We start from the raw sequence: 25,801 nt of genomic DNA on the forward strand, positions 1-25,801 counted from the left end.
ACTCGGTCTGACTCAAAAGATTATAGATACCCCCTGAATGGGTATTTGCTACATGAGAGGTCTCGAGGGCTATTGCACCAGTGCCGGAGATTACTGCCGGATCAATAGTCACGATAGAGGTACTGATGGGTTCGCTGGTAGGTTCAACAGCAGGAGCGAACCGCAAATTGAAGCCGCAAGGTGCCCCCCCGCTTCATTGGCAGCAGTTGAGCGTGCTGGTGGTGGAAGACCATTCAGCCTACCGCCTGTTGCTGGGTTGTTTGCTGCAGAAACTGGGGTTGGGATACGAATTGGCCGACGATGGGTACGTCGGGCTGGCGGCCTTTGCCAGCCGGGCCTTCGACTTGGTGATCAGTGATTGCCAGATGCCGTTCATGGACGGCTACAGCATGGCTCGCGCTATTCGCCAGCATGAGCGCGACAACGGGCAGAGGCGAGTGCCGATCATTGCCTTGACCGCCAACCTGCAAAACGACAGCCCCCAGCGTTGCCGCGACGCCGGCATGGATGCCTGGCTGCTCAAGCCATTGACCCTTGAACAGCTGCACGCCGTGTTGGCACGCTGGCTGCCGAGCAAGGATGACGCGTATGTCGCCCAGAAGGCCGTTGCGCCGCTCGCCGGCTGGCCAACCCGTGCCACGTTGGTCGCCATGTTTGGCAGCGAGCGTATCGTCGATCAATTGTTGGAAACCCTGTTGTTCGAGGCCTGGGAAGACCACCGCGTGTTGCGCCATGCCTGCTTGACGTTGAACTCGTCACTGACGGCTGAGCGCCTCCATCGATTGGTGGGCAGCCTGGTGTTTTTGGGCGGTACTGGCCTTGAAGCCAGCGCCGTGAAGCTGATCGAACAGGTCCAGTCCCAGGGTGTTGCTGCGCACAAGGTGCAATTGGAGTTGTTCCTGGCACGCTTGTTCGTCTATCTCGAGTACCTCTCTGAAGTCTGAGAGGTAGTGTTGGCGCAGAGCGTTTTGCAATCCGTTGATCTTGTCTTTGCTGTAGGTATTTTCTTATTGTTTTGTAGGCAAAAAAGTGTGAGCTACTGAACATTGAGCGTGGCTGCCAGCAGCACTTTGTTAGCGGTTGTTGATGAGCGCCAGCGGGGGTATTTTGCGCGGATTCAGTTTGCCATCATTCGTGGGAATCTATGCTTCGAGTAATTATTGCTGACGATCACCCTATTGTGCGTATCGGGCAGAAAGTCGTGATTGAGGCGCATGGCCGGTGCAAAGTGGTCGCGGAAGCCGACGGCCCCGATCAGTTGCTCGAACTGTTGAGGACAACCCCGTGTGACGTGCTCGTCACAGACTTTGCCATGCCAGGCGGCCAGCAGGCCGACGGCTACGGGCTGTTGAGCCTGTTGCACCGCCAATATCCGCAGTTGCCGGTGATTCTGGTGACCATGTTCGCCAGCGTCGCCACCCTGCGTGCTTCCTTCGCCCATGGTGCCAAGGCCGTGGTGGCCAAAAGTGCTTCGGCCAAGGAGCTGCCCCAGGCGATCAAGGCTGTGTGTGCCGGCCAGACGTTCGCCAGTGAATCCCTGCGGATGCAAATGGTAGAGGCGGGTACGGGCGATCAGTCCCAGGTGCCGCAATTGTCCTGCAAGGAGCGCGAGGTGGTGCGCATGTTGGCCAGCGGCATGACCGTCAGCCAGATTGCGGCACAGGTCAACCGCAGTATCTCTACCATCAGTAAGCAGAAAAGCACGGCTATGCAGCGGCTGAGTATCTCAACCGATGTAGACCTGTTCGCCTACGCTCGCAGCACTGGGATGGTGCCGTAGGCTCCTGCATTTGCCTGGCGAATGTCAGTAGCCAGCGCGGTGTGGGCAGCCTATCGTGCGCTTATTCTTTCGAAACCTGCGGAGCCTGCCCATGAGTGATGCCCATAACGCCCTGATCACCGCGTTCTACAGTGCCTTCCAGCGCCTGGATGCCGAAGCCATGGCCGCCTGCTACACCGAAGACGTGGTGTTCAGCGACCCGGCCTTCGGCGAGTTGCGCGGGCGCGACGCGGGGGATATGTGGCGAATGCTCACCACGCGGGCAAAGGATTTCTCCCTGACCTTCGACCACGTGCGCAGTGATGACAGCACAGGCAGCGCGCACTGGGTGGCGACGTACCTGTTCAGTGCCACGGGCAATACGGTGGTTAACGACATCGGTGCGCGCTTTGTGTTTCGCGACGGCAAGATCTGCGAGCACCACGATCACTTCGACCTGTGGCGATGGTCGCGCCAGGCGCTGGGCTTGAAAGGGCTGCTGTTGGGCTGGTCGCCGGCGCTGAAAAATGCGGTGCGGGCCCAGGCGCTTAAAGGCTTGAAGGCATTCCAGGCCGGTCGTTGATAAGATTGGCGCTCCTCTGGTTTGCCGAAATTGCCCTGTGACTGATCCTGTAGAACCCAAACCCTGGTTCGTCTACCTGGTGCGTGCCGCCAATGGCTCGTTGTATTGCGGCATCAGCAATGACCCGGTGCGCCGCTTTGCCTGCCACCAAAGCGGCAAGGGCGCGCGGTTTTTCTTGTCCAGCCCGGCGGTGGCGTTGGTGTACACCGAACAATGCGCGAGCAAGGGTGAGGCGTTGCGCCAGGAGCGGCTGATCAAGAAGCTGAAGAAGAGTGCCAAGGAGTGTCTCGCGACGAGTGGCAAGCAATGATCGAAATTATTTACTGATTCATGTGAGGTAAATCCCCGGCCCATCCGTGTAGTGCATGAAACTGCGATCTATTCGCATTAACAGCGTTTTCTACACGGGTTCTCACAGCATGAAGTCAACGGCGGGTGGTTGGGTAAAACAGTGGCTGGGAGCCTCGGTCTTGGCGGTGTCAGGGCTGGCGTTGCTGCCTTTGAGCGTTGCGCGTGCGCAGGAGCAGCAAAGCGCCCAGTTCAATTTTGCCCTGGCAGCCAAACCACTGCCCCAGGCCCTGAGCGAGTTCAGCCGTGTCACAGGCATCAGTGTGATCTACACCGATGAAGCGCCTTATGGCCTCAATGCCCCGGCGCTCAGTGGGCAGATGAGCGCGACCCAGGCCCTGCAACGTCTGCTGAGCAATACAGGTTTCACCTTCCGCCATATCGACGCCCGCACCCTGGCCCTGGAGCCGCTGCCCAGCGACGGCGCGGTCAACCTTGGCGCCACCACTATCAGCGCGGCCAACCCGACGCAGGACAGCACCAGCTATCAGCCGCCGCCCACCAGTTCGGTGATGCGCTCCCATGGGTTGCTGCTGGAAACCCCGCAAACCGTCAACGTGGTGCCGGCCCAGGTGCTGCGCGACCAGCAACCGCGCAACCTGGATGACGCCCTGGGCAATATCAGCGGCATCACCCAGTCCAACACCCTCGGCAGTACTCAGGACGCGGTGATGTTGCGTGGTTTTGGCGACAACCGTAACGGCTCGATCATGAAGGACGGTATGCCGGTGGTGCAGGGCCGTGCCATGAACGCTACCGCCGAGCGTATTGAAGTGCTCAAGGGCCCGTCCTCGCTGTTGTATGGCATCCAGGACCCGGGCGGCGTGGTCAATATCGTCAGCAAAAAGCCTGAGCTGATGCAGTCCACCTCCCTGACCGCGCGCGGCTCGACCTTCGGCAGCGGCAAGAACGGCAGTGGCGGCAACCTCGACACCACCGGCCCCCTCGGCGACAGCGGCCTGGCTTATCGCCTGATTGTCGATCATGAAGACGAAGATTACTGGCGTAACTACGGCACCCATCGCGAGACCCTGGTGGCGCCGTCCCTGGCCTGGTACGGCGATACCACCCAAGTGGTACTGGCCTATGAACACCGCGAATTTCTCGCGCCGTTCGACCGTGGCACCGCCATCGATCCCAAGACCAACCACCCGCTGAACATCCCCGCCACCCGGCGTCTGGATGAACCGTTCAACAACATGGAAGGTCGCTCCGATCTGTACCGCCTGACCGTCGATCATGATCTGAACGACGACTGGAAAGCTCACTTCGGCTACAGCTGGAATCGCGAAACCTATGACGCCAGCCAGGTGCGCGTGGTCAAGGTCAACACCAACGGCACCCTGACCCGTAACATGGACGGTACCCAGGGCGCGTTGACCACCGACCGCTTCGCCACCGCCAGCCTCGAAGGCAGGGTCGATGTTGCAGGTATGCAGCACGATCTGGTGTTCGGCCTGGACGATGAGTACCGCAAGATCTACCGTGCCGACCTGATCCGCCAGGCGCCGCGGGGCACCTTCGATTACAACAACCCGGTATACGGCAATGAAGTCGCCGGTTCCAAAGTCAGCGCGCCGGACAGCAACCAGACCGATCTGCTGCGCAGCGATTCGCTGTTCTTCCAGGATGCCATCCACCTCAACGATCAATGGATCCTGGTCGGCGGTGCGCGCTACCAGGTGTACGATCAATACGCCGGCAAAGGCGTGCCGTTCACCGCCAACACCGACGGCAATGGCCAGAAGTGGGTACCACGGGCCGGGCTGGTGTATCGTTACACTGATCAATTGTCGTTCTACGGCAGTTATACCGAGTCGTTCAAACCCAACTCCACCATCGCGCCGCTGGCCAATAAAACCGTGTTGAATGGCAGTTTGCAGCCGGAAGAATCCAAAGCCTGGGAGCTGGGTACCAAGTTCGACCTGCCGGGGCGCATCACCGCCAGTGCCGCGCTGTTCACGATCGATAAACGCAACGTATTGGTGCAGGTAGGCGAGGGCCTGACCTCGGAGTACAGCGTGGCCGGCAAGGTGCGTTCTCGCGGTCTGGAGCTGGATGCCAGCGGCCAACTGACGGATAAGTGGAGCCTGATTGGCAGCTATGCCTATACCGATGCCGAGGTTACCGAAGACCCTAAGCTCAAAGGTAATCGCCTGCAGAATGTGGCAAAAAGCACCGGCTCGTTGTCGGCGGTGTATGACTTCGGCAGTGTCCTGGGCGGCGATCAACTGCGTGTCGGCGCCGGGGCGCGTTATGTCGGCGAGCGGGCAGGGGACGCGGCGAACAGTTTCGAACTGCCCAGCTACACCGTGGCCGATGTGTTCGCCAGCTATGACACCCGGCTTGAAGGGCAGAAGGTCAAGTTCCAGCTCAATGTGAAGAACCTGTTCGATCGTACTTACTACACCTCATCGGTGAATACGCAGTTTGTGTCGGTTGGCGATGCGCGGCAGGTGTCGGTGTCCAGCACCTTGACCTTCTGATTCATTTATCTGTGGGAGCTGGCTTGCCTGCGATGGCATCGACTGGGTTTGCCTGATACACCGAGTTGTCTGCATCGCAGGCAAGCCAGCTCCCACAGGAAAGCGGTCGCCACATTGATAGCGAGCTGTTAGCGTTGCCGCCATTGCATGCTTATGGAAAACGCAACGATGCACTTTGTAAAATGGTTACGCACCGGCACCCTGCTGGTCGGTTTGAGTTTTTTACTGGGCGGCTGCGCCAGCGTCTCCCAAACTTCCACGCCGGCAACCTTGGATAAACTGTTGAGCGATCCGGCGCTGCAAGGCGCTACGGTCTCGCTGATGGTACGTGACGCCCGCACGGGCTCCACGCTGTATCAGCAAAACCCGCGCACCCGGTTGGTGCCCGCGTCCAACCTCAAGCTGTTGACCACAGCCGCGGCCATGGACGTGCTGGGGCCGCAATACCGCTTCGCCACCCAACTGCTGAGCAATGGCATACGCCAGGGCGACCGTTTGACCGGCAACCTGTACCTGCGTGGCCTCGGCGACCCGACCGTTCAGTTTGCCGATTACCAGGCCCTGGCCGCGCAGTTGGCCAGCCAGGGCGTGCGCCAGGTGCAGGGCGACCTGGTGTTCGATGACACCTGGTTCGACGCTGAGCGGCTGGGTGTCGACTGGTCTCACGATGACGAAACCACCTACTACGGCGCGCAGATTTCAGCGCTGACCGTGTCGCCTAATTCGGATTTCGATGCAGGCAGCGTACTGGTCACCGCGAAGGCTGCGCTGCGGGCCGGCTCGCCGGTAAGTGTCGAGATTTTTCCGCCCACCGATTACCTGCAACTGAGCAACCGCGCCATCAGTGGGCCAGGCAACAGCTATGGGATCAACCGTCGCCATGGCACCAACCTGTTGCAGCTCAGCGGTGCAGTGGCGCCGGGGCGGCAGAGCCAGCAATTGGTCAGCGTCTGGGAGCCGACGCAACTGGTCGCGAATCTATTCGAACAAGCCTTGGCGCAACAGGGCATCACCGTATTGGGGCGTCGAGTGATGGGTGGGGCAAGCCCGGCTGCAGTGACGGTGCTGGCCGAGCACCAATCGGCACCGTTGCAGGAGCTGATCGTGCCGCTGCTCAAGCTTTCGAACAACAACATGTCCGAAGCCTTGCTCAAGGCCATGGGCCGCCAGACCGCCAATAGCGGCACGGCAGCGGCGGGCGCCGTGGCAGTGGCCGGGTTTCTCAAGCGTCAGGGGCTGGACACCAGCACGTTCAGTCAGGTCGATGGCTCCGGCCTCTCGCGGCGCAATCTGGTGTCGTCGCAAACCCTCACCGACCTGCTACTGGTCGCCAGCAAACAGCCGTGGTTCGACGCCTGGTACAACGCGCTGCCGATTGCCGGCAACACCGACCGCATGACCGGCGGCAGCCTGCGCTACCGTCTGCGCGACACGCAGGCGCAGAACAACCTGCACGCCAAGACCGGCTCCATGGGCGGCGTGTCGTCATTGAGTGGTTACATCACCGACGCCGGCGGGCGCAAGCTGGTGTTCGCGATGCTGACCAACAACTACGTGGTGGCCGGCGCGCAGGTCAAGGCGTTGGAGGATCGCGTGGCAGTGGCGCTGTCTCGCAACGACGATTGATTCAGGGCTGATAGCCCATGCGCCAACTCACGGCCCGGGTCGCCGCCAGCAGGTGCTGCGCCGCCGGGCCATCTTCATCGGCATGGAACAGTGAGGTCGGGCCGACTACGGTCATCACTGCCGCCACTTGCCCGACCGCATTGAACACCGGTGCCGACAACGCATCCACGCCGGGCATCAGCAGGCCATGCACAAAGTGCAGGCCACGGCTGCGGATTTGTTCGCACACGCTGGCATAGGCCTGATCGTCTGCCAAGGTATGAGCGGTGCCGGCTTGAACCTCGCGTTCGCGCAGTTCCACCGTTTCCCGTGACGGCAGGTAAGCGCTGAACACCAGCCCGGTGGACGAACTGAGCAGCGGCAGCACTGAGCCCAACTGCGTCACAACGGTAACGGCGCGCACTGCCGGCTCGATCTGCACCACGGTCGCGCCCTGGTTGCCCCACACCGCCAGAAAGCAGGTTTCATTCAATTCATCGCGCAGCTCGGCCAGGGGCATGGCGCCGACTTTCAACACATCCATGCTGCCCAGCGCCGCCAGCCCCACGCGCAACGCCTCCCGGCCCAGGCCGTAATGGTTGGTGGCGGTGTTCTGCTCGGCAAATCCGGAGGCAATCAGCGCCTGCAAATAGCGGTGGACCTTGCTCGCCGGCATCTGCACATGTTCGGCCAGACGTGACAGCGAGGTGGCCGGGGACAATTCGGCCAGAGCCTTGAGAATATCGGTGCCGACTTCCGCCGAACGGACTTTCTGTTTACCGGTGTCGCGGGGCTTTTCCATGGAAGGGCGAGAATCCGAAAGATGAATGGGCGTCTTTATAGCTTGACGGTCAACAGTGATCAAATTACGTTATGCGTAACTGGATTACGATAAATACAACTGACCCCCAGAGGATGATCCATGACCCTCGAATACCTTTCGGGTTTCGGCAACGAATTCGCCAGCGAAGCCTTGCCTGGCGCATTGCCCGTCGGCCAGAACTCGCCGCAGAAGGCCCCCTACGGGCTGTATACCGAACTGTTTTCCGGCACGGCCTTCACCATGTCGCGCAGCGAAGCCCGGCGCACCTGGCTGTACCGCATCCAGCCGTCGGCCAATCACCCGGCGTTCATCAAGCTTGCGCAGCAATTGGCCGGTGGACCCTTGGGCGCAGTGACGCCCAATCGTCTGCGCTGGAACCCGCTGGATATTCCGAGTGAGCCGACGGACTTTATCGATGGACTGGTCGGCATGGTGGCCAACTCGGGGTCGGAAAAACCTTCGGGCATCAGCATCTACACCTACCGCGCCAATCGTTCCATGGAGCGCGTGTTCTTCAATGCCGACGGCGAACTGCTGATCGTGCCGGAGCAGGGCCGCCTGCGCATCGCCACCGAACTGGGCGCGCTGGACGTCGAGCCGCTGGAAATTGTCGTGCTGCCCCGTGGCCTCAAATTCCGTATCGAACTGCTGGATGCACACGCACGCGGTTATGTTGCCGAGAACCACGGCGCCCCGCTGCGCCTGCCCGACCTGGGCCCCATCGGCAGTAATGGCCTGGCCAACCCGCGTGACTTCCTCACGCCAGTGGCCCGCTACGAAGACCTCAAGCAACCGACCACGCTGGTACAGAAATTCCTTGGTGAACTGTGGGCCTGCGAGTTGGACCATTCACCACTCAACGTGGTCGCCTGGCACGGCAACAACGTACCGTACAAATACGACCTGCGTCGTTTCAACACTATCGGTACGGTGAGTTTCGATCATCCGGATCCGTCGATCTTCACCGTGCTGACCTCACCTACCAGCGTGCATGGCCTGGCCAACCTCGACTTCGTGATCTTCCCGCCGCGCTGGATGGTGGCCGAGAATACCTTCCGTCCGCCATGGTTCCATCGCAACCTGATGAACGAATACATGGGCCTGATCCAGGGCGCCTACGATGCCAAGGCCGAAGGCTTCCTGCCCGGCGGCGCGTCGCTGCACAGCTGCATGAGCGCCCATGGCCCGGATGGCGAGACCTGCACCAAGGCCATCAATGCGGACCTGGCGCCGCACAAGATCGATAACACCATGGCCTTCATGTTCGAAACCAGCCAAGTGCTGCGCCCGACCCAGTTCGCCCTGGAGTGCCCGCAGCTGCAACCTGCTTACGACGCGTGCTGGGCCTCACTGCCCGCCACCTTCAACCCGAATCGGAGATAACCCATGACGCAACCAACGCAGAGCCGCAGCTGGGTGGCCTCGGCCAACGGTCACGCGGATTTCCCCCTGCAGAACCTGCCCCTGGGCGTGTTCAGTATCAACGGCTCGGCCCCGCGCTGTGGCGTAGCGATCGGCGATATGGTCCTCGACCTGCACGCCGCGCTGGATGAATTTGACGGTGCTGCCCGCCGTGCCGTTGAGGCAACAGCGGGTGGCCAATTGAACGCCTTTTTTGAACTTGGCCGTGGGCCACGCGTGGCGTTACGCGAGCGCCTGCTGGAGCTGCTGGCCGAAGGCAGCCAGCTGCAACAGCGCGAAGCGCAGGTGCTGCACCACGCCGCCGATTGCCAGATGCACTTGCCGGCGAAGATCAATGACTACACCGACTTCTACGTCGGCATCGAGCACGCGCAGAACGTCGGCAAACTGTTTCGCCCGGATAACCCCCTGTTGCCCAACTACAAGTACGTGCCGATTGGTTACCACGGCCGTGCGTCGACCATTCGCCCGTCGGGCACGCAGGTCCGGCGCCCCAAAGGCCAGACACTGCCGGCCGGCCAGTCCGAACCGACGTTCGGCCCCTGCGCACGCCTGGACTACGAACTGGAGCTGGGCATCTGGATCGGCCAGGGCAATGCCATGGGCGAAGCGATTGCCATCGGCGATGCGGCCGAGCATATCGCCGGTTTCTGCCTGCTCAACGACTGGTCGGCGCGAGATATCCAGGCCTGGGAATACCAGCCGCTGGGCCCGTTCCTGTCGAAAAGCTTTATCACCAGTATTTCGCCATGGGTGGTGACCGCCGAAGCGCTGGAGCCCTTTCGCAAAGCGCAACCGGCGCGGCCCGAGGGCGACCCGCAACCGCTGCCGTATCTGCTGGATAAACGTGATCAGAACGCGGGCGCCTTTGATATCGAGCTGGAAGTGCTGCTCACCACAGCCTCAATGCGCGAGCAGAACCTGCCCGCCTATCGCCTGACCTTGAGCAATACCGAGCATATGTACTGGACAGTGGCGCAAATGGTTGCGCACCACAGCGTCAACGGTTGCCAGTTACAGGCCGGCGACCTGTTTGGTTCAGGCACCTTGTCCGGGCCGCAGCCGGGGCAGTTCGGCAGCCTGTTGGAAATTACCGAAGGCGGCAAGAAGCCGATTGAATTGGCCTCGGGCGAGGTACGTAAATTCCTTGAAGACGGCGACGAAATCATCCTGCGTGGCCGTTGCCGCCGCGAAGGTTTTGCCAGCATCGGCTTTGGTGAATGCCGCGGTACTGTGGTTGCGGCACGTTAAGAGGGCAGGGTCATGGAACTCTATACTTACTACCGTTCCACCGCGTCGTATCGGGTACGTATTGCCCTGGCGCTCAAGGGCCTGGATTTCACCGCGCTGCCAGTCAACCTGCTGGTCCCGGCAGGCGGCGCCAATCACCAGCCCGAGTACCTGGCGATCAACCCTCAAGGACGTGTGCCGGCGTTGCGTACTGATCAAGGGGAGACGTTGATCCAGTCGCAGGCGATCATCGAATACCTGGAGGAGCGTTATCCACAGGTGCCACTGCTCTCCAGCGATCCGGCAGCCCGTGCCCATGAACGGGCAGTAGCGTCGATCATCGCCTGCGATATCCACCCGCTGCACAACTCCAGCACGCAGAACCTGTTGCGTCAGTGGGGGCACGATGAAGCGCAGTTGCTTGAATGGATCGCCCATTGGGTCAGCCAGGGGCTGGGTGCGGTGGAGCAGTTGATTGGAGATAAGGGCTTCTGCTTTGGCGAGCAGCCAGGCATGGCGGATGCATTTCTGATTCCACAGCTGTATGCGGCCGAACGTTTCAAGGTGCCGCTGGTGGCTTACCCGCGCATTGGGCGAGTGGCAGCGTTGGCGGCGCAGCATCCGGCCTTCGTACAGGCCCACCCCGCCAATCAACCTGACACACCGCCCCTCCCACCTTTGATCGTGCCAACCTAATAAAAAATAAAGGTACCTTGCGATGCACAATCAGATTGCCAGCTTTCGCGCGGCACTCGACGCCCGTCCGGTGTCGCGCTACCAGTGGTTGATTCTCGTGTTGCTGGCATTACTGCTGGTCACCGATGGCTACGACGCCCAGGTGCTGGGCTATGTAGTGCCGGCGCTGGCTCAGGATTGGGGCCTGGAAAAAGCTGCGTTCGGGCCGGTGTTCAGCGCCAACCTGCTCGGGTTGACCCTCGGCTCGCTGCTGGTGACACCGCTGGCGGATCGTTTCGGCGTGCGGCGCATCCTGTTGGCCTGTGTGCTGATCTATGCCAGCCTCACCGTACTGATGGTGTTTGCCAATTCCCTCACCACACTGATGGCGGCGCGGTTTATCTGCGGCATCGGCATGGGGGGCGCAATGCCCAGTGCCATGGCATTGATGTCTGAATATTCGCCGCCGCGCATGCGCACCTTGATGGTGACCCTGGCGGCCTGCGGCTTTTCGTTCGGCGGCGCGGCGGGCGGCTTTGTGGCGGCCGGGTTTATCGACAGCTTTGGTTGGCAGGCGGTGTTCCTGGCTGGTGGGGTAACGCCGTTGCTGCTGTTCCCGTTCCTGGTGTGGCTGTTGCCCGAATCCTTGCCACGCCTGTTGCGCGATGCACCGCCGTATCTGCGTTTGCGCAAAGTCACGGCGCGGATGCTGCCCGACTGGCAACCGCCGCCCGCGACCGAAGCTGAAAACCTGCAGGAACAAGGCAGCAAACTGACGGTGGTGGAGCTGTTTCGCAACGGCTACGCGCGCCCGACGCTGCTGATCTGGGCGACCTTTTTTGTCAGCCTGATTTTGCTGTATTTCATGATCAGTTGGTTGCCATCGCTGTTGCTCGAAAGCGGCCTGGCGCTGAACGAAGCCAACCTGGTCACGTCGATGTTCCTGTTTGCCGGCACCTTGGGCGCCATCCTCATGGCCTGGTTTGCCGACCGCCTGAAAAGCAAGGTGCGACTGTTGTCCGGCGTGCTGGCGGCGGCTGCGCTGTGCACCATCCTGCTGGGCTTGAACCACGACAATCCACGTTACCTAGTGGCCTGCGTGTTCGCCGCCGGGTTCTGCATCATCGGCGGGCAACTGACCCTCAATGCCTTTGCGAGCAATTTCTACCCGGCGCAGGTGCGCGCCACCGGCACAGGCTGGGCGTTGGGGGTAGGGCGTTTTGGATCAATCCTGGGGCCGCTGTTCGGCAGTATGTTGCTGGCGATGCATATACCGGTGGAGCAGATTTTCTTCTTCTGTGCGATTCCGGCCGTGATTGCGGCGCTGTTGATTATTCAGGTGCGGGCGCCGGGCTCCACTACGCTAAAAACGCCAGTGCCTGGCGATATTCTCAATCGCACCTAGGGGGCGTTCTCAATTAGTTTCCCCGTCGCGCCGGGTCTGCTGTTGTGCAGGGCAAGGCGCGAGAAGCGTGGTTTGGTCATTCCAAATAAGCTTCGAGCAACGCAGCCCTGCACAACAGCAGGCCCGGCCCTTCGGGTTGTGCCTTAAAGCGGGCCAGCCTGCGTTGCAGGCCTTGGAAAGGGAACAACCATTCCCTGCGGCCTGCGCCTTGCCTGGCCCGCTTTAAGGCGACAACGCGGCGGGGAAACTAATTGAGAACGCCCCCTAGGTCAATGCACCACTGAATTGGGCGGCAGGTGCCCCAACCGCTCGGTCAGGCGCAGGCGCTGGATCGGGTCATCACTGAGCATCAATGCGTGTTCCAGGTCAAAGCGCTCGGCGCTCGGGCAATCCAGTCGCTGGTACAGGCTGGCGCGGGCAAGGTAGTCGGCGGCGCTGGCATTGCCCAGTTCCAGTACGCGCTCGGCGTCCACCAGGGCAGCCAGGGGATCGTCGTTGGCGAGGTGCAGTTGGCGCAGGTTACGTGACAGCCGCTGCAGGATCGCCCTAGGCTCGGCGGTGTGCAGGTGGTCGGCGTGCAAGTTGAGTTTTGGCCCGTATTGGCGGTGCAGCAGTTCGCGACAGTCGTTGGGGTACAGGCGTCGACCGCCGCACGGGTCCAGCAGGTGGTCGGCACCGGGTACGCGTAGCAGGAAGTGGCCGGGGAAATTTACCCCGACCATGGGGATATCCAGGCGCCGTGCCATTTCCAGTGCGATCAGGCCCATGGCCAAGGGTTGCCCGCGTTTTCGCAGCAGCACTTTGTCCAGCAGCGCGGCGGCGGGGCGCAACGGGGTGTGATCATCCTGGGCAAACCCCAGGTCATTCAGGCGCCGCAGCAGCGGCTGGCCGAGTTCATCGGCCGGCAACAGGGGCATGCCCAGGCTGACCTGCTGTTGCAGTACGCGCAGCTCTTGCAGGATCAGCAACGGCTGTACGCTGGCATCGTGTTCGGCAGCCATCCACAGCGCGGCTTCAAACAGCGCAGGGGGTGAACGGTCCAGGCAGGCGAAAAAGGCTGTGCGGGGATTCATCGCGTTCTCCGGCGGATGCCCCGTTTTAGCCTTGCCAGGAAATTTCGTCCAGTATCTTGAAAAATATCCTGCGTGCTTATGTCCTGGATCTTACGAAACAGCGCGGCTTATTCCAGTGCAATCCAGCAGTTTTCTGCCGCGAGCCTATACTTTGTCCACAACCAAAAGTGATTCGGGAGCTCATTGATGTTTGCGCTCATGCACAGCACCCGCCTTGAATCGCTGCACCTGAGCGTCGACCCGGTGACCGGGCTGAAAGCGATCATCGCCATCCACAACAGTCGCCTGGGGCCTGCCTTGGGCGGCTGTCGCTACCTGGCTTACCCCAACGATGACAGTGCCGTGGCCGATGCCGCGCGCCTGGCCCAAGGCATGAGCTACAAGGCTGCATTGGCCGGGCTGGCGGTGGGCGGCGGCACGGCGGTCATCATCCGCCCTGTGCACGTGGAGAGCCGCGCCGCGCTATTCGAGGCGTTTGGCCGCTGTATCGAAAAACTCGACGGCCGTTTCATTACCTCGATCGACAGCGGCACCTCGGTCGCCGACATGGATTGCATCGCCCAGAACACCCGCTTTGTCACCAGCACCACCGCCGCTGGCGACCCTGCGCCCCATGCCGCCATGGGCGTGTTTGCCGGCATCCGTACCACCGCCATGGCGCGCCTGGGCAGCGACAACCTTGAGGGCCTGCGCGTAGCGGTGCAGGGCCTGGGCAACGTCGGTTATGCCCTGGCCGAGCAACTGCACGCCGCGGGTGCAGAACTGCTGGTCAGCGACATCGACCACGGCAAGGTGCAACTGGCCATGGAGCAACTGGGCGCCCACCCGATTGCCAACGATGCTTTGCTCAGCACCCCCTGCGACATCCTCGCGCCCTGCGGCGTCGGCGCCGTATTCAACCGCAACAGCGTCGGCCAACTGCGTTGCGCCGCCGTGGCAGGTGCCGCCAGCGCACAACTGACCAACCTGGACATCGCCGACCAGTTGGAAGGCCGCGGCATCCTCTACGCCCCAGACTACGTGATCAACTCCGGCGGCCTGATCTACGTCGCCCTCAAACACGCCGGCACCGACCTGCCCGGCATCACCGCGCACCTATCGAACATTGGCACGCGCCTGACCGAAATCTTCGCCCACGCCCAAGCCGAAAAGCGCTCCCCCGCACGTGTCGCCGATGAGCTGGCCGAACGCTTGCTGTACAAATAGGCCGGGCATTAAAAAGGCCCTGAATCCATGATTCAGGGCCTGTTCAATTCGGGCTTTACTCTGCCGCCGGGTTCAACAACTCGGACAGCGCGTCCGGTTGGCTCTTGAACGCCTTGGCAAATACATCGCGGTTCTTCGCCATGTAGATCCCGGCTTCTTCCACCTGCTGCTCGCTCAACGACGGCACGGCTTTTTGCAACACCTCTGCCAGCAACTCAGCGAGTTCAAGCATCTTGTCATGACGGTCAGCTTCGGCTTTATCCATGAACAAACGCTCCAGATCTCGGCTGCTGCGGTATACCACTTCGACGGCCATTCACCACCTCACATGCCTTCACGATAGTTGTCTTTTGCGACTACTGTATTTATATACAGCGAAAAGGATAAGCCAAACGTTGGAGTTTGGATAGTAGGTTTTTAATGTAGTTGGGAAATGGGGGCGCTGCGCACCCCAGCGGGAGCAAGCTCCCTCGCCACAAGGATTGATTAAGTGCCTAATGTCAGCCCGCCACCATCTCACTATCCTGTCTATGGCCTTGTTTCTGCATACAGAACAACCGTCACGTCCAACCCGCATTATCCGGTCGAACCGACCTAAGGAAGCATCATCGTGAAAATCAACTGGGCCGAAAGGCTGCGCCAGCAAGTCCACGGGCTGGCCGAGTCCCTGGGCAATCTGTTTGTCGAGTCGTTTCACTACCTGGCGTTGTTTGCCATTGGTGCGGTGACCGCCTGGGCAGCGGTGATGGAGTTTTTGGGGATGCTGGAAAATGGGCACATCAAGATCGATGACATCTTGCTGCTGTTCATCTACCTGGAACTGGGCGCGATGGTCGGGATTTACTTCAAGACCAACCACATGCCGGTACGCTTCCTGATCTATGTGGCAATCACCGCGCTCACGCGTTTGCTGATCTCCAACGTGTCGCACCACAACCCGCCGGATGTAGGCATCATCTACCTGTGCGGCGGAATTCTGTTGTTGGCGTTCGCGATCCTGGTGGTGCGCTATGCGTCGTCGGCGTTCCCTTCGGTGAAGGTCGAGAGCCCGCGCCGCAAGGGCGAAGCGAGCCTTGAGACCGAGAAGGGCGAGCTTTAAAGCCCCACGCTGAAGGGCAGGGTACGGGCGGGCGGTCGCTGCAGGAGTTTGTGGCTGTCGCCGTCCGTCATCAGCTCCAGGATTTCCACGGCGCTATGACCCTGTTCGATGGCGATGCCGAACTGGATGCTTTGCACCAGGCGCTTGAGGCGCTGCGGGTCGTTGCGCTGTTCGGCGCTGATCATGCGCTTGGCCACCACGCCGGTCTCGTCCGAGAGGGTGAGCATGATGCTGCCGTCCAACCGTTGGATGCTCAGATTGACGCGGTATTGGGGGGTGAAGGTGTCGGTGATGATCTGAAAAGGATTGTCCATGGTGCGTTACCGCCTGATAAGAACATGCAGTCATTGACGGCCGGTGTCAGGATTAGTTCGCATTGCCTGACCATCGGCCAAATTCCGTTTTCCTCAATAGCTCTACAGCAAGGGCCGTGCCGTACAGGCGCTGGAAGCTCAATGTGGGAGGGGGCTTGCCCCCGATAGCAGTCTTTGAGCCGAGTATTTATTGGCTGATACACCGCTATCGGGGGCAAGCCCCCTCCCACATTTGATCTGCGTTGTGCTTGAGGTCAGTGAGCTATTTCAGGGCATCACGGAAAAAACGATCGCAGACAGCGCAATCAGCCCGATGACCACCACAAACACATTCGATACCTGACCTGAATACTGGCGCAAAGATGGCACGCGGCGAATCGCGTACATCGGCATCAGGAACAGCAGGCACGCGATGATCGGCCCGCCCATGGTTTCGATCATGCCGAGGATGCTTGGGTTGAAGGTGGCCACGGCCCAGCAGGTCAGCACCATGAACAGCGCGGTGGAGCGTTCCAGCCATTTCGCCGACATCGAGCGGTTGCGCCCGCGCAGGGATTTGACGATCAAGCCCTGGAAGCCTTCGCTGGCGCCGATGTAGTGGCCCAGGAACGATTTGGTAATCGCCACCAGCGCGATCAGCGGCGCGGCGTAGGCGATCACTGGGGTCTGGAAGTGGTTGGCCAGGTACGACAGGATCGAGATGTTCTGCGCCTTGGCGGCGGCCAGGTCAGCAGGTGACAGCGCCAGTACGCAGCTGAAGCAGAAGAACATCACGGTCAGCACCATCATGGCGTGGGCGGTGGCGAGGATGCCGCTGCTTTTGCGCTCGGCCTGGGCGCCGTAGACGCGCTTCTGGTCCACGGCGAAAGCGGAGATGATCGGTGAGTGGTTGAACGAGAACACCATCACCGGGATCGCCAGCCACAGCGTCTTGAAGAACAGCGGCAGCGGCATGCCTTCGCTGGCGGAGGCGAAGAACGCGCCATTCCAGTTGGGGATCAGGCTGACAGCCAGCAGCAACAGCGCAGCAACGAAAGGGTACACCAGCACACTCATGGCCTTGACGATCACACCCTGGCCACAACGCACGATGGCCATCAGGCCGAGGATCAGCACCAGGGACAAGATCGCACGGGGCGGTGGGGTCATGTGCAGTTGGTGCTCCATGAAACTGCCCAGGGTGTTGGTCAGCGCGACGCTGTACACCAGCAGGATCGGGAAGATCGCAAAGAAGTAGAGCAGGGTGATCAGCTTGCCGGCGCCGACACCAAAGTGTTCCTCGACCACTTCGGTGATGTCGCCGGATTTGCCCGACAACACAAAGCGCGTCAGCCCACGGTGGGCGAAGAAAGTCATCGGAAAAGCCAGCAGCGCCAGCACGATCAGCGGCCAGAACCCGCCGACGCCGGCGTTGATCGGCAGGAACAGGGTACCGGCGCCGATGGCGGTGCCGTAGAGGCCGAGCATCCAGGTGGTGTCGTGTTTGGTCCAGCCGGTGGTAACGGTGTTGTCCAGAGCGGGATTTTCGGCAGCAGGTGTACGTACATCAGTCATCGGTATTGCCTCGTTATTATTTTTGCGCGGGCTCACGTTGGGGCGGGTAGCAGTGCTCCGATCAGCACTCCACCCAGCTGACCGCCAGGCCGCCCCGTGAAGTTTCTTTGTATTTGTCATGCATATCGGCGCCGGTATCACGCATGGTGCGGATTACCCGGTCGAGGGAAATGAAGTGCTTGCCGTCACCGCGCAGGGCCATTTGCGTGGCGTTGATCGCCTTGACCGCGGCAATGGCATTACGCTCGATGCACGGCACCTGCACCAGGCCGCCGACCGGGTCGCAGGTCAGGCCGAGGTTATGTTCCAGGCCGATTTCGGCGGCGTTTTCCAGTTGCTCGGGGGTGGCGCCGAGAATATCGGCCAGGCCGGCGGCGGCCATGGCGCAGGCCGAGCCCACTTCGCCCTGGCAGCCGACTTCGGCGCCGGAGATCGAGGCGTTTTTCTTGCAGAGGATGCCGACGGCGGCGGCGGCCAGGAAGAAATTGACCACATCATCGTCAGACGCGTCGGCGTTGAATTTCATGTAGTAATGCAGCACCGCCGGGATGATGCCGGCCGCGCCATTGGTCGGGGCAGTGACCATGCGCCCGCCGGCGGCGTTTTCTTCGTTGACGGCGAGGGCGAACAGGTTGACCCATTCCATCGCCGACAAGGTTGAAGTGATCACATTGGGTTTGCCGATTTCCAGCAGGCTGCGGTGCAGTTTCGCCGCCCTGCGCGGTACGTCCAGGCCGCCGGGCAGGATGCCTTCATCGCGCAGGCCCTGTTCCACGCATTCGCGCATCACCGACCAGATGTGCAGCAGGCCACTACGGATCTCTTCGTCGCTGCGCCACGCACGTTCGTTGGCCATCATCAGTTCGGAAACCCGCAAGCCATGCTTGTTGCACAACGCCAGCAGTTCCACGGCACTGGAAAAGTCGTAGGGCAATTGCACGTCGCTGGTCGGCGCAATGCCCGAGGCGGCTTCCGCGGCTTCGATGATGAAACCACCGCCTACCGAGTAATAGGTCTGCTCGCTCAGAGGGCCGTTGTCGCCATAGGCGTGCAGGGACATGGCGTTGGGGTGGTAAGGCAGGCTTTCATCCAGCAGCAACAGGTCGGTGTGCCAGTTGAAAGCGATTGCCTGGGAGCCGGCCAATAGCAATTGACCCGACTCGCGCAGTTGCTGGATACGCGCATTGATCGAGGTGGGGTCGACGCGGTCCGGCCATTCGCCCATCAAGCCCATCACACAGGCGCGATCAGTGGCATGGCCTACGCCGGTGGCGGACAGCGAGCCGTACAGGCGCACTTCAACGCGGCGGGTTTGGCTGAGCAAATGCTGATCGGTCAGGGCCTGGGCGAACGTCGCGGCAGCGCGCATCGGGCCGACGGTATGGGAGCTGGAGGGGCCAATGCCCACCTTGAATAGATCGAAAACACTGATAGCCATGCTAAAGCCTTACAAGCAATGGAGTAGAAATCGCTGCCATGTTTTGTAGAGCAGGCGGAATTGGCGCGATACTGAGCCTCTGGATCGGCACTGACCAACGAATTATCCTAAGACACCCTTTAGCAGGACTAAACGCTATGACCCGCCCCCTTCACGGCCAGACCTATGTGTGGCTGCATGTGTTTTCTTGCGCTGCACGGCATCTGTCGTTCACCCGCTGCGCCGAAGAACTGCACATCACACCGGGGGCGGTGAGCCAGCAGATTCGCCAGTTGGAGGAGCGCCTGGGCTTTCGTCTGTTTCATCGGCGCGCCCGTGGCGTTGAACTCAGCGCCGAGGGGCAGCGCCTGGCGGCGGTGGTCGGCGAGGCTTATGGCAGCATTGATGCGGAATTGCAGCGCTTGGATGCCGGGATGATCAGCGGCACCCTGCGCCTGCGCTCGATCCCCTCGTTTCTCGGCAAATGGCTGACCCCGCGCCTGCCACGTTTGCAGCAGCGCTTTCCCGACATCCAACTGCGCATGGTCGCCGAAGACAGCAGCATCGCCCTGCATGAAGGCGACTTCGACCTGGCCATCGACCTCAACGATGGCAGCTACCCCGGCTTGTTATCCACAGCCCTGCTGGACGAGCAGATATTCCCGGTGTGCGCCCCCAGCCTTCTACGTGGACGGCCGCCGTTGCATGGCCCGGCCGATCTGGCGCATTTTCCGCTGCTGCACGACATCACTGCCTGGCGTGGGAGTTATGAATATGCCGAGTGGGAGTTCTACCTGAATGCCATCGGCCACCACGGTGCCGACGTGCGGCGCGGGCATACCTTCAACCGCAACCACCTGACCATCGAAGCCGCCATTGCCGGCATGGGGGTAGCGATTGCGCGGCGCACGTTGCTCAATGATGAACTGGAGCGCGGCACCTTGATTGTGCCGTTTGGCCTGGCCGTGCCCAACCATAAGCGCTATGTGCTGTTGTATGCGCCAGGTGCATTGAGCCACCCCGGCGTGCGCGCGGTGCACGACTGGCTGGTGGAGGAAGCAGGGATTTTTCGCGGTTTGCACCCGTTGGGAGAGGGGCAATTGTGAGGAAAATAGAACGTAAGAAGTTGTAACTAACTCCCCACCCTACCAGCGTTTTTGCCCGTCGTCAGGGTTAATTTGTAATGTAGGATTTATCTTTGCAAAGGGGTTGAATTGTTTTAGCAGGTGCTCAATTGTGTAATCAGGAGGTCATGGTTTCACCACCCCGGTGTTGCAGTTTGTGATCTCTGGCGAGCTAGCTGAAATAAGGGAAGAACTATGCAAATCCAAGTCAATAGCGATAACCATATTGAAAGCAGCATCCGACTGGAGGAGTGGGTACGTACTACCATTGAGAGCACGCTCGAACGTTACGAAGAAGACCTGACCCGCGTTGAGGTTTACCTGCGGGATGAGAACGGCGACAAGCCCGGTCCCCACGATTTAAGTTGCCGCCTGGAAGCACGGCCAAAGGGCCACCAACCAGTTTCCGTGTGCCATAAAGCCGATACGCTGGAGCAAGCGATCGATGGCGCCGCCACCAAGTTGGACCATGCGTTGGAACACCTGTTCGGCAAACTGCAAGGCAAGCCTCGCGCTGCCGGGAAAAACCAGCCGATCAACAAAGTGAATGAAGACGCGCTGGAAGAGGAATTCCTGGAAAACGAAAACGCTGTCATTAACAGCTAACTGTTTTTTCATTCCCCACTGAAAACGGGCCTGCATATGCAGGCCCGTTTTCGTTCAACACCGTCGCTGGAAGAAATACCGGCTCAGAGCGGCCAATCCGCAAGCGCCCAAGCCCGCAAACAGCATGGCCCAACCAGCACCGCTACGCAGGGCCGTCTGTGCCTCCAGGCGTGTGAGGCCAGGCGCGTTCAGCTTGCCCGCGGCAATATGCTGGCAGAGGGTTGCCCAATCCGCCGCCGTGCTGGCCGGCAATACATTGGCCAGGTGATGGCTGATTCCGAGCAACAGCACCAGCCCCATCAATGCGATGTTGAGCGCCAGGGTGATCAGCCGTGCGCTGAAGTCGATGCCCGAGGCCATGCCTGCGCGGTCAGTCGAGACGGCGCCGGTGGTGGTATTGGTGGTCGGCGAATTGGTCAGCGCCAGCCCAATGCCGGCGATCGCGCAACTGAGCAGCACCAGTGCTGTGCTGGGCTGTTCGGCGTAATTAACCGCGGCCATGCCCAAAAAACCTGCACCCATCGTCCCCAGGCCCAGGGGGATGATGCGTTCGGCGCCAAAGCGCAGGGCCAGGCGTTCGGCCAATGGCGGCACCAACAAAGTGGGCAAGGTGTACGCAAGCAGCGCGGCGCCGGTGGTCAGCGTGTCGTAACCCAGGCCCGCCTGGAAATACAGTGGCAAGTAGATCATGAACGGCCAGAAGCTGAAGTTCATGCCGATTGAGCCCATCAAGGCGCCGTTGAAACGTTGGATGCGGAACACCGAGAAGTCGAACATCGGATGGGCGCTGCGCCGTTCGATCAAGATAAACAGCAGCAGTCCGAAGACCGACAGGCCGGCCCAGCCGAGCATCGCCGGGGTGCCGAAGCCGTTCTCGCTGCCCTGGGTGATGAAGTAGACCAGCGCAAACACCGCCAGCGTCATGGTCAACATGCCGGCAATGTCGAGGCGATGGCTGGCCGGGTCACGGGATTCCTGCACGCTGATGTGCAGCAGCGCCAAGGTAAACAGGGTCAGTGGTACATGCACCAGGAACACCCAGCGCCAGTCCGCGACGGCCAGTATCACTGCCCCGATCATCGGCCCGAAACCCAGGCCCACGCCAGCAATTACGCCCCATATCGCGAACGCTCGCGCCCGCGCCGCCGGTTCGCGGAACTGGTGGGACAAGATGGCAAACTGGCAAATCATCATCGCGCCGGCGCCAATGCCCTGGATGAACCGCGCCACGATCAGTGTCGGCGCATCGTTGGCCAGGCCACACGCCAGCGAGGCCAGGGCGAACACCCACAGACACAGCACCAGCACGCGCCGCCTACCGAAACGATCCGCCAGCGTGCCTGCCGCCATCAGCACGCTGGTGCAGGCCAGGGTGTAGGCATTCATGATCCATTGGGCGTCTTGAAAGCCGGTGCCCAATTCCTGTTCCAGCGTCGGCAGGATCATCGGCACGCTGGAGATTTCCAGGCCGAACATGAGGGCCACCAGGCAAACGGCGGTGAGGGCCAGGGCATTTCTGGCGGTGCTCGGCGGGTTGAGGGCCGATGCAGCTGCGGCGGACGGCATGACGAGTTCCTTTCAAATAGGGGAGGGCTCTATTCTCTCGGGAACCGGATTCGTTATTCGTGATAAGTTTTCCATTGATATGGGAATCAAAGGCGACAATTGACGCATGGCTACCCCGCGTTTTGATGGCGTTGAGCTGTTTTTGCAAATCGTCGAGAGCGGCAACCTGACCGACGCCGCCGAGCGCCTGAACCTTACACGCTCGGCCGTCGGTAAAGGCTTGGCGCGTCTGGAGGCGCGGCTGGGCACGTGCCTGTTGCAGCGCTCCACGCGCCGCCAGCGGTTGACCGAGGACGGGCAGGCGTACTACGAACATTGCCTGCGCGCATTGGCCGAACTGGAAGCGGCCGAATCGGTGCTCGAAAGTGGTCGGCAACAACCACGGGGACGGCTGAGGGTCAGTGTGCCGCTGGCGTTCGGGCACCACTATGCGGCACCGGCCTTGTGGGGCTTGATGGAGAGTTACCCTGAACTTGAAATCGAGATTTGCTTCTCCGACCGCATGATCGATTTGGCGCAAGAAGGCTTCGACATGGCCGTACGCATCGGCCCGTTGCCGGACACCGACCGCCTGAGTGCCCGTCGCCTGGGCCAGCAGGCCATGGGGCTGGCAGCCTCGCCGGCGTATCTGCAGCGCAAGGGCGCCATTGAACGTATCGAAGACCTGGCCGCTCATCGCGGCATTGCGTATCGCAGCAACACCACGCATCGCTCGCGTCTGGCTTCGCCCCTGATAGTGGACGACCTCCAGGCGCTAGCCGATGCCGCCATCGCGGGCGTGGGCCTGGCCTGGTTGCCGAGTTGGTTGATAGCTCACTATGCGCTGCGGGGGCAATTGGAAGCGGTGCTGCCCAGCTATCGCGAACAGCCTGCGCCGATCCATGTGGTCTGGCCGACGGCGGTGCATATGCCGGCCAAGACACGGTGTGCCATCGATGCGTTGGTGGCGGCCACGCCCAGTTGCCTGGCGGGCAGCTGAAGTTGGTTAGGTCCAATGTGGGAGGGGGCTTGCTCCCGATGGCGGTGTATCAGTGGCAAATGTACCGACTGACACACCGCCATCGGGAGCAAGCCCCCTCCCACAGTAGGTTCTGTGTTGTTCTGCAGATTTGGGTCAGAACGCGATAGAGGTTTGCACATACACCGTACGCGGCTCACCCACATACTTGCCCTTGTTGTTGTCGTCAAACGAGCGGGTGTAGTACTGCTTGTTGAAGATGTTCTTCACCCCCACCGCCACATTCAAATCCGACAATTGCGGGCCGAAGTCATAGGCCGCGCGGCTGCTGAACAGCATGTAGCCGGGGATCCGCCCATTGGCACCGTCGGCGCTCTCGGCCTGGGTGTTGGCGTTGTCGGCAAACTGGCTGCTCTGGTAGCTGCTGTCCAGGTTGAGCTTCCACGGGCCTTCGGTGTAACCCACGCCGAGGGTGCCTTTGTGCTTGGACGAGAAGGGCACGCGGTTGCCTTTGTTCGGGCCGTCTTCGCGAATGGTCGCGTCGACATAGGCATAAGTGGCATACACATCGAAACCCGCCAGCGCCGGGCTCAGGCCGTCGAGCGCATAGTTGATGCTCGACTCGATGCCCTGGTGACGGGTTTCACCGCGGGCGATCACCGTGTCGTTGGTCTGGTTGCTGTCGTACTGGTTGTCGAAGTTGATCAGGAACGCGCCGATTTCTGCGCGCAGGCTGCCATTGTCGTAGCGCGTGCCGAGTTCCCAGGTGCGGGCTTTTTCCGGTTTTACTTCGCCGCTGTTCACGCGGTTGGGCATCTGGCTGTACTGCACGCTGCCGAACGAGCCTTCGGTGTTGGCGTAGAGGTTCCAGTCGTCGGTGAGGTGATAGAGCACGTTCAGTGCCGGCAGTGCGGTGTTGTAGTCGCCTTTGTATTTGACGTTGCTGAGGTTGTTGGTCTGCTGGGACTCGATCATCTCGTAGCGCACGCCCGGTGTGATGGTCCACTTGCCGATATCAATGCGGTCGTCGATAAAGAACGCGTTGGCTTCAGTGCCGCCACGGGTGTCGCGGTCGTTGCGACTGTTGGTGGTGGGGATTTGCTGGTTCGCGGCAATCGGCGTGCGGTAGCGCAACTCGTGACCCGCTTCATTGATATAGCGATAGCCGACACCCACTTCATGGCTGGTCGGGCCAAGGTCGAAGCCCTGGGCGAAGCGGGTTTCCAGGCCGCGTACCCAGTATTCGCGTGGCGACAGCGACAGGAAGCTGCCCTGGTCCAGGTAACCGCTGCGCAGGGTCTTGGTGAAGAAACTGTTGACCGTGAATTCGCGGCGGTCCTGCTCGTAGCGATAGCCGACGTTGAACATCGTACGGCGGCCCCAGAATTTGTCGTAGGGGCGGGTGGACTGATACGGGTCGGCCTTGTAGTCCTTGACGTTCAAGCCTCCGGGCATGTCGGCCTGGCCTTCGTAGTACTGCGCCATGGCGTTGAAGCTGTTGGCGTCGTCCAGTTGGTATTTGCCCTTGAGGATCAGGTCGTCGATGCGCGTGTTGCTGTTTTCGCGCCAGTCGCCACCCCGGGTGCCGGAGTACAGGATCGCGCCGCCCAAGCCGTTGTCAGCAGTGCCGCCGGCCAGCAGGTTGCCAGTGGTCTTGAAGCCGTCGTGGCTGGAAGACGGGCTGGTCTCGGTCTGCAAGCCGCCCTTGACCGTGGGCGCCTGCGGGATGGCGCGGGTCACGAAGTTGACGATGCCGCCGACGTTCTGCGGGCCGTAGCGCACCGCACCGCCGCCACGGACCACATCTACCGCGTCCATGTTGCCCATGCTGATCGGCGCAAAGGACAACTGCGGCTGGCCATAGGGCGCGAAGGGCACCGGGATGCCATCCATCAGCACCGTGGAGCGCGATGCCAGGCGCGGGTTGAGCCCGCGAATGCCGAAGTTCAGCGCCATGTCATGGCTGCCGGTGCCGTTGTTTTCCGGGGCGTTGACGCCGGGAATGCGGTTTAGCACGTCGCGGGCTTGGGTTGCACCTTGGCGTTCGAACTCCTCGCGGCGGATCACATCACGGGCGCCGGGGTGTTCGAACACGTTGGTTTGCGCCGCGTCACCGAGCCAGTCGCCGACCACGTTGGAGGTTTGCAGTTCGAGGGTGGCGGGGGCGCCAGCCGGTTGCAGGCTGAAGGCGTTGTCGCCCTCGGCCCGGGCTTGCAGGCCGGTGCCCTCCAGCAGTTTGCTCAGGCCCTCGGCCGCGCTGTAATTGCCCGACAGGCCAGGGCTTTGCATACCGGCCGTCACGTGGGAACCGAATGACACCAGCACACCGGCTTGGCGGCCAAATTGATTCAGGGCCGCTTCCAGGGTGGTCGGCGCGATGTGGTACGCCTTGGCGTCGGCGGCCATCACCGCAGGCAGCACGGTCAGGCTGAGGCTGGCGCCCAGTAGGAGTTGGCGCAAGGTGCGGGCAAGAAGCGTCGGTTGCTGGGGCATGAAGGTGGTCCTGAGAAGGAAGGATCAAGGTGGCTTTCCTTCTCTGTCACGCCAG

23 protein-coding genes are annotated in these 25,801 nt (G+C 61.2%); 15 read left to right on the plus strand and 8 right to left on the minus strand.

Annotated elements, in window-relative coordinates; translation table 11 throughout:
• Positions 1–125: 125 nt before the first annotated feature.
• The 6 genes from E3O56_RS08015 (at position 126) to dacB (ending at position 6,802) form a co-directional block, all read left to right on the plus strand.
• The gene (locus tag E3O56_RS08015; protein WP_248128070.1) at positions 126–944 is read left to right on the plus strand and encodes a response regulator; all 819 of its coding nucleotides are present in this window, start codon (positions 126–128) and stop codon (positions 942–944) included.
• A gap of 200 nt (positions 945–1,144) precedes the next feature.
• A complete protein-coding gene (locus tag E3O56_RS08020) occupies positions 1,145–1,780 on the plus strand; it encodes a response regulator transcription factor (RefSeq protein WP_032877653.1) in 636 nt (211 codons plus the stop codon).
• Positions 1,781–1,871: 91 nt separating this feature from the next.
• Positions 1,872–2,342 (plus strand): nuclear transport factor 2 family protein, encoded by a 471-nt coding sequence (locus tag E3O56_RS08025; protein WP_032877651.1) that lies wholly within the window; start codon positions 1,872–1,874, stop codon positions 2,340–2,342.
• A 37-nt stretch (positions 2,343–2,379) separates the two neighbouring features.
• Entirely contained in the window at positions 2,380–2,652 is a 273-nt protein-coding gene (locus E3O56_RS08030) for a GIY-YIG nuclease family protein (protein WP_032877650.1), read from the plus strand.
• A 109-nt stretch (positions 2,653–2,761) separates the two neighbouring features.
• The gene (locus E3O56_RS08035; RefSeq protein WP_248128071.1) at positions 2,762–5,176 is read left to right on the plus strand and encodes a TonB-dependent receptor; all 2,415 of its coding nucleotides are present in this window, start codon (positions 2,762–2,764) and stop codon (positions 5,174–5,176) included.
• Positions 5,177–5,344: 168 nt separating this feature from the next.
• Positions 5,345–6,802: a D-alanyl-D-alanine carboxypeptidase/D-alanyl-D-alanine-endopeptidase gene (gene dacB, locus E3O56_RS08040; protein ID WP_103733367.1), complete on the plus strand. Its 1,458-nt coding sequence runs from the start codon at positions 5,345–5,347 to the stop codon at positions 6,800–6,802.
• 1 nt (position 6,803) lies between these two features.
• Here the strand turns inward: dacB and E3O56_RS08045 are convergent, their stop codons facing one another.
• Positions 6,804–7,583 (minus strand): IclR family transcriptional regulator, encoded by a 780-nt coding sequence (locus E3O56_RS08045; RefSeq protein ID WP_032877646.1) that lies wholly within the window; start codon positions 7,581–7,583, stop codon positions 6,804–6,806.
• 120 nt (positions 7,584–7,703) lie between these two features.
• On the opposite strand from E3O56_RS08045, the gene hmgA reads away from it, so the two are divergent.
• From hmgA to E3O56_RS08065, 4 genes are read left to right on the plus strand one after another with little or no spacing between them, the layout of a single operon-like run.
• Positions 7,704–8,987 carry a homogentisate 1,2-dioxygenase gene (hmgA, locus tag E3O56_RS08050; protein WP_103733368.1) on the plus strand — a complete coding sequence of 428 codons (1,284 nt, stop codon included), beginning with the start codon at positions 7,704–7,706 and terminating at the stop codon, positions 8,985–8,987.
• A 3-nt stretch (positions 8,988–8,990) separates the two neighbouring features.
• Positions 8,991–10,277, plus strand: a complete 1,287-nt coding sequence (gene fahA, locus E3O56_RS08055) for a fumarylacetoacetase (protein ID WP_248128072.1) — start codon at positions 8,991–8,993, stop codon at positions 10,275–10,277.
• 12 nt (positions 10,278–10,289) lie between these two features.
• A complete protein-coding gene (gene maiA, locus E3O56_RS08060; RefSeq protein WP_216090783.1) occupies positions 10,290–10,952 on the plus strand; it encodes a maleylacetoacetate isomerase in 663 nt (220 codons plus the stop codon).
• 22 nt (positions 10,953–10,974) lie between these two features.
• Entirely contained in the window at positions 10,975–12,336 is a 1,362-nt protein-coding gene (locus tag E3O56_RS08065) for an aromatic acid/H+ symport family MFS transporter (RefSeq protein WP_103733371.1), read from the plus strand.
• Between the two features lie 269 nt (positions 12,337–12,605).
• Here the strand turns inward: E3O56_RS08065 and E3O56_RS08070 are convergent, their stop codons facing one another.
• Positions 12,606–13,409, minus strand: a complete 804-nt coding sequence (locus tag E3O56_RS08070; protein WP_103733372.1) for a transglutaminase family protein — start codon at positions 13,407–13,409, stop codon at positions 12,606–12,608.
• A gap of 186 nt (positions 13,410–13,595) precedes the next feature.
• Between E3O56_RS08070 and E3O56_RS08075 the strand changes: the two genes are divergently transcribed.
• Positions 13,596–14,615, plus strand: a complete 1,020-nt coding sequence (locus tag E3O56_RS08075) for a Glu/Leu/Phe/Val dehydrogenase dimerization domain-containing protein (RefSeq protein ID WP_248128073.1) — start codon at positions 13,596–13,598, stop codon at positions 14,613–14,615.
• A 55-nt stretch (positions 14,616–14,670) separates the two neighbouring features.
• Here E3O56_RS08075 and E3O56_RS08080 read toward each other — a convergent pair whose 3' ends face one another.
• Positions 14,671–14,931: a YebG family protein gene (locus tag E3O56_RS08080; protein ID WP_003188807.1), complete on the minus strand. Its 261-nt coding sequence runs from the start codon at positions 14,929–14,931 to the stop codon at positions 14,671–14,673.
• Positions 14,932–15,225: 294 nt separating this feature from the next.
• Between E3O56_RS08080 and E3O56_RS08085 the strand changes: the two genes are divergently transcribed.
• Positions 15,226–15,714: a phosphate-starvation-inducible PsiE family protein gene (locus E3O56_RS08085; protein ID WP_003188808.1), complete on the plus strand. Its 489-nt coding sequence runs from the start codon at positions 15,226–15,228 to the stop codon at positions 15,712–15,714.
• On the opposite strand, the gene E3O56_RS08090 is transcribed toward E3O56_RS08085, so the two are convergent.
• From E3O56_RS08090 to E3O56_RS08100, 3 genes are all read right to left on the minus strand, one after another.
• Complete coding sequence (locus E3O56_RS08090; RefSeq protein WP_032877639.1) at positions 15,711–16,028, minus strand: DUF3509 domain-containing protein; 318 nt, start codon at positions 16,026–16,028, stop codon at positions 15,711–15,713. The two genes, E3O56_RS08085 and E3O56_RS08090, sit on opposite strands and share 4 nt — an antisense overlap.
• Positions 16,029–16,295: 267 nt before the next feature.
• Positions 16,296–17,582, minus strand: coding sequence for a serine/threonine transporter (locus E3O56_RS08095; protein WP_148853394.1), 1,287 nt, complete (start codon positions 17,580–17,582; stop codon positions 16,296–16,298).
• 61 nt (positions 17,583–17,643) lie between these two features.
• On the minus strand, positions 17,644–19,020 hold the full coding sequence (locus E3O56_RS08100) for an L-serine ammonia-lyase (protein WP_248128074.1): 1,377 nt from the start codon (positions 19,018–19,020) through the stop codon (positions 17,644–17,646).
• A gap of 137 nt (positions 19,021–19,157) precedes the next feature.
• On the opposite strand from E3O56_RS08100, the gene E3O56_RS08105 reads away from it, so the two are divergent.
• Together E3O56_RS08105 and E3O56_RS08110 are read left to right on the plus strand one after the other, a co-directional pair.
• Positions 19,158–20,105: a LysR substrate-binding domain-containing protein gene (locus tag E3O56_RS08105; protein ID WP_005785109.1), complete on the plus strand. Its 948-nt coding sequence runs from the start codon at positions 19,158–19,160 to the stop codon at positions 20,103–20,105.
• Positions 20,106–20,318: 213 nt separating this feature from the next.
• Entirely contained in the window at positions 20,319–20,729 is a 411-nt protein-coding gene (locus E3O56_RS08110) for an HPF/RaiA family ribosome-associated protein (protein ID WP_005785111.1), read from the plus strand.
• A 54-nt stretch (positions 20,730–20,783) separates the two neighbouring features.
• Here the strand turns inward: E3O56_RS08110 and E3O56_RS08115 are convergent, their stop codons facing one another.
• Positions 20,784–22,295 (minus strand): MFS transporter, encoded by a 1,512-nt coding sequence (locus E3O56_RS08115; protein ID WP_248128075.1) that lies wholly within the window; start codon positions 22,293–22,295, stop codon positions 20,784–20,786.
• Between the two features lie 106 nt (positions 22,296–22,401).
• Between E3O56_RS08115 and E3O56_RS08120 the strand changes: the two genes are divergently transcribed.
• Positions 22,402–23,274, plus strand: coding sequence for a LysR family transcriptional regulator (locus E3O56_RS08120; RefSeq protein ID WP_032877634.1), 873 nt, complete (start codon positions 22,402–22,404; stop codon positions 23,272–23,274).
• A 135-nt stretch (positions 23,275–23,409) separates the two neighbouring features.
• On the opposite strand, the gene fecA is transcribed toward E3O56_RS08120, so the two are convergent.
• Entirely contained in the window at positions 23,410–25,746 is a 2,337-nt protein-coding gene (gene fecA, locus E3O56_RS08125; protein ID WP_248128076.1) for a TonB-dependent Fe(3+) dicitrate receptor FecA, read from the minus strand.
• Positions 25,747–25,801: the final 55 nt, after the last annotated feature.

It is taken from the genome of Pseudomonas sp. W2Aug9, assembly GCF_023127755.1.
Classification (GTDB): Bacteria; Pseudomonadota; Gammaproteobacteria; order Pseudomonadales; family Pseudomonadaceae; genus Aquipseudomonas; species Aquipseudomonas synxantha_A.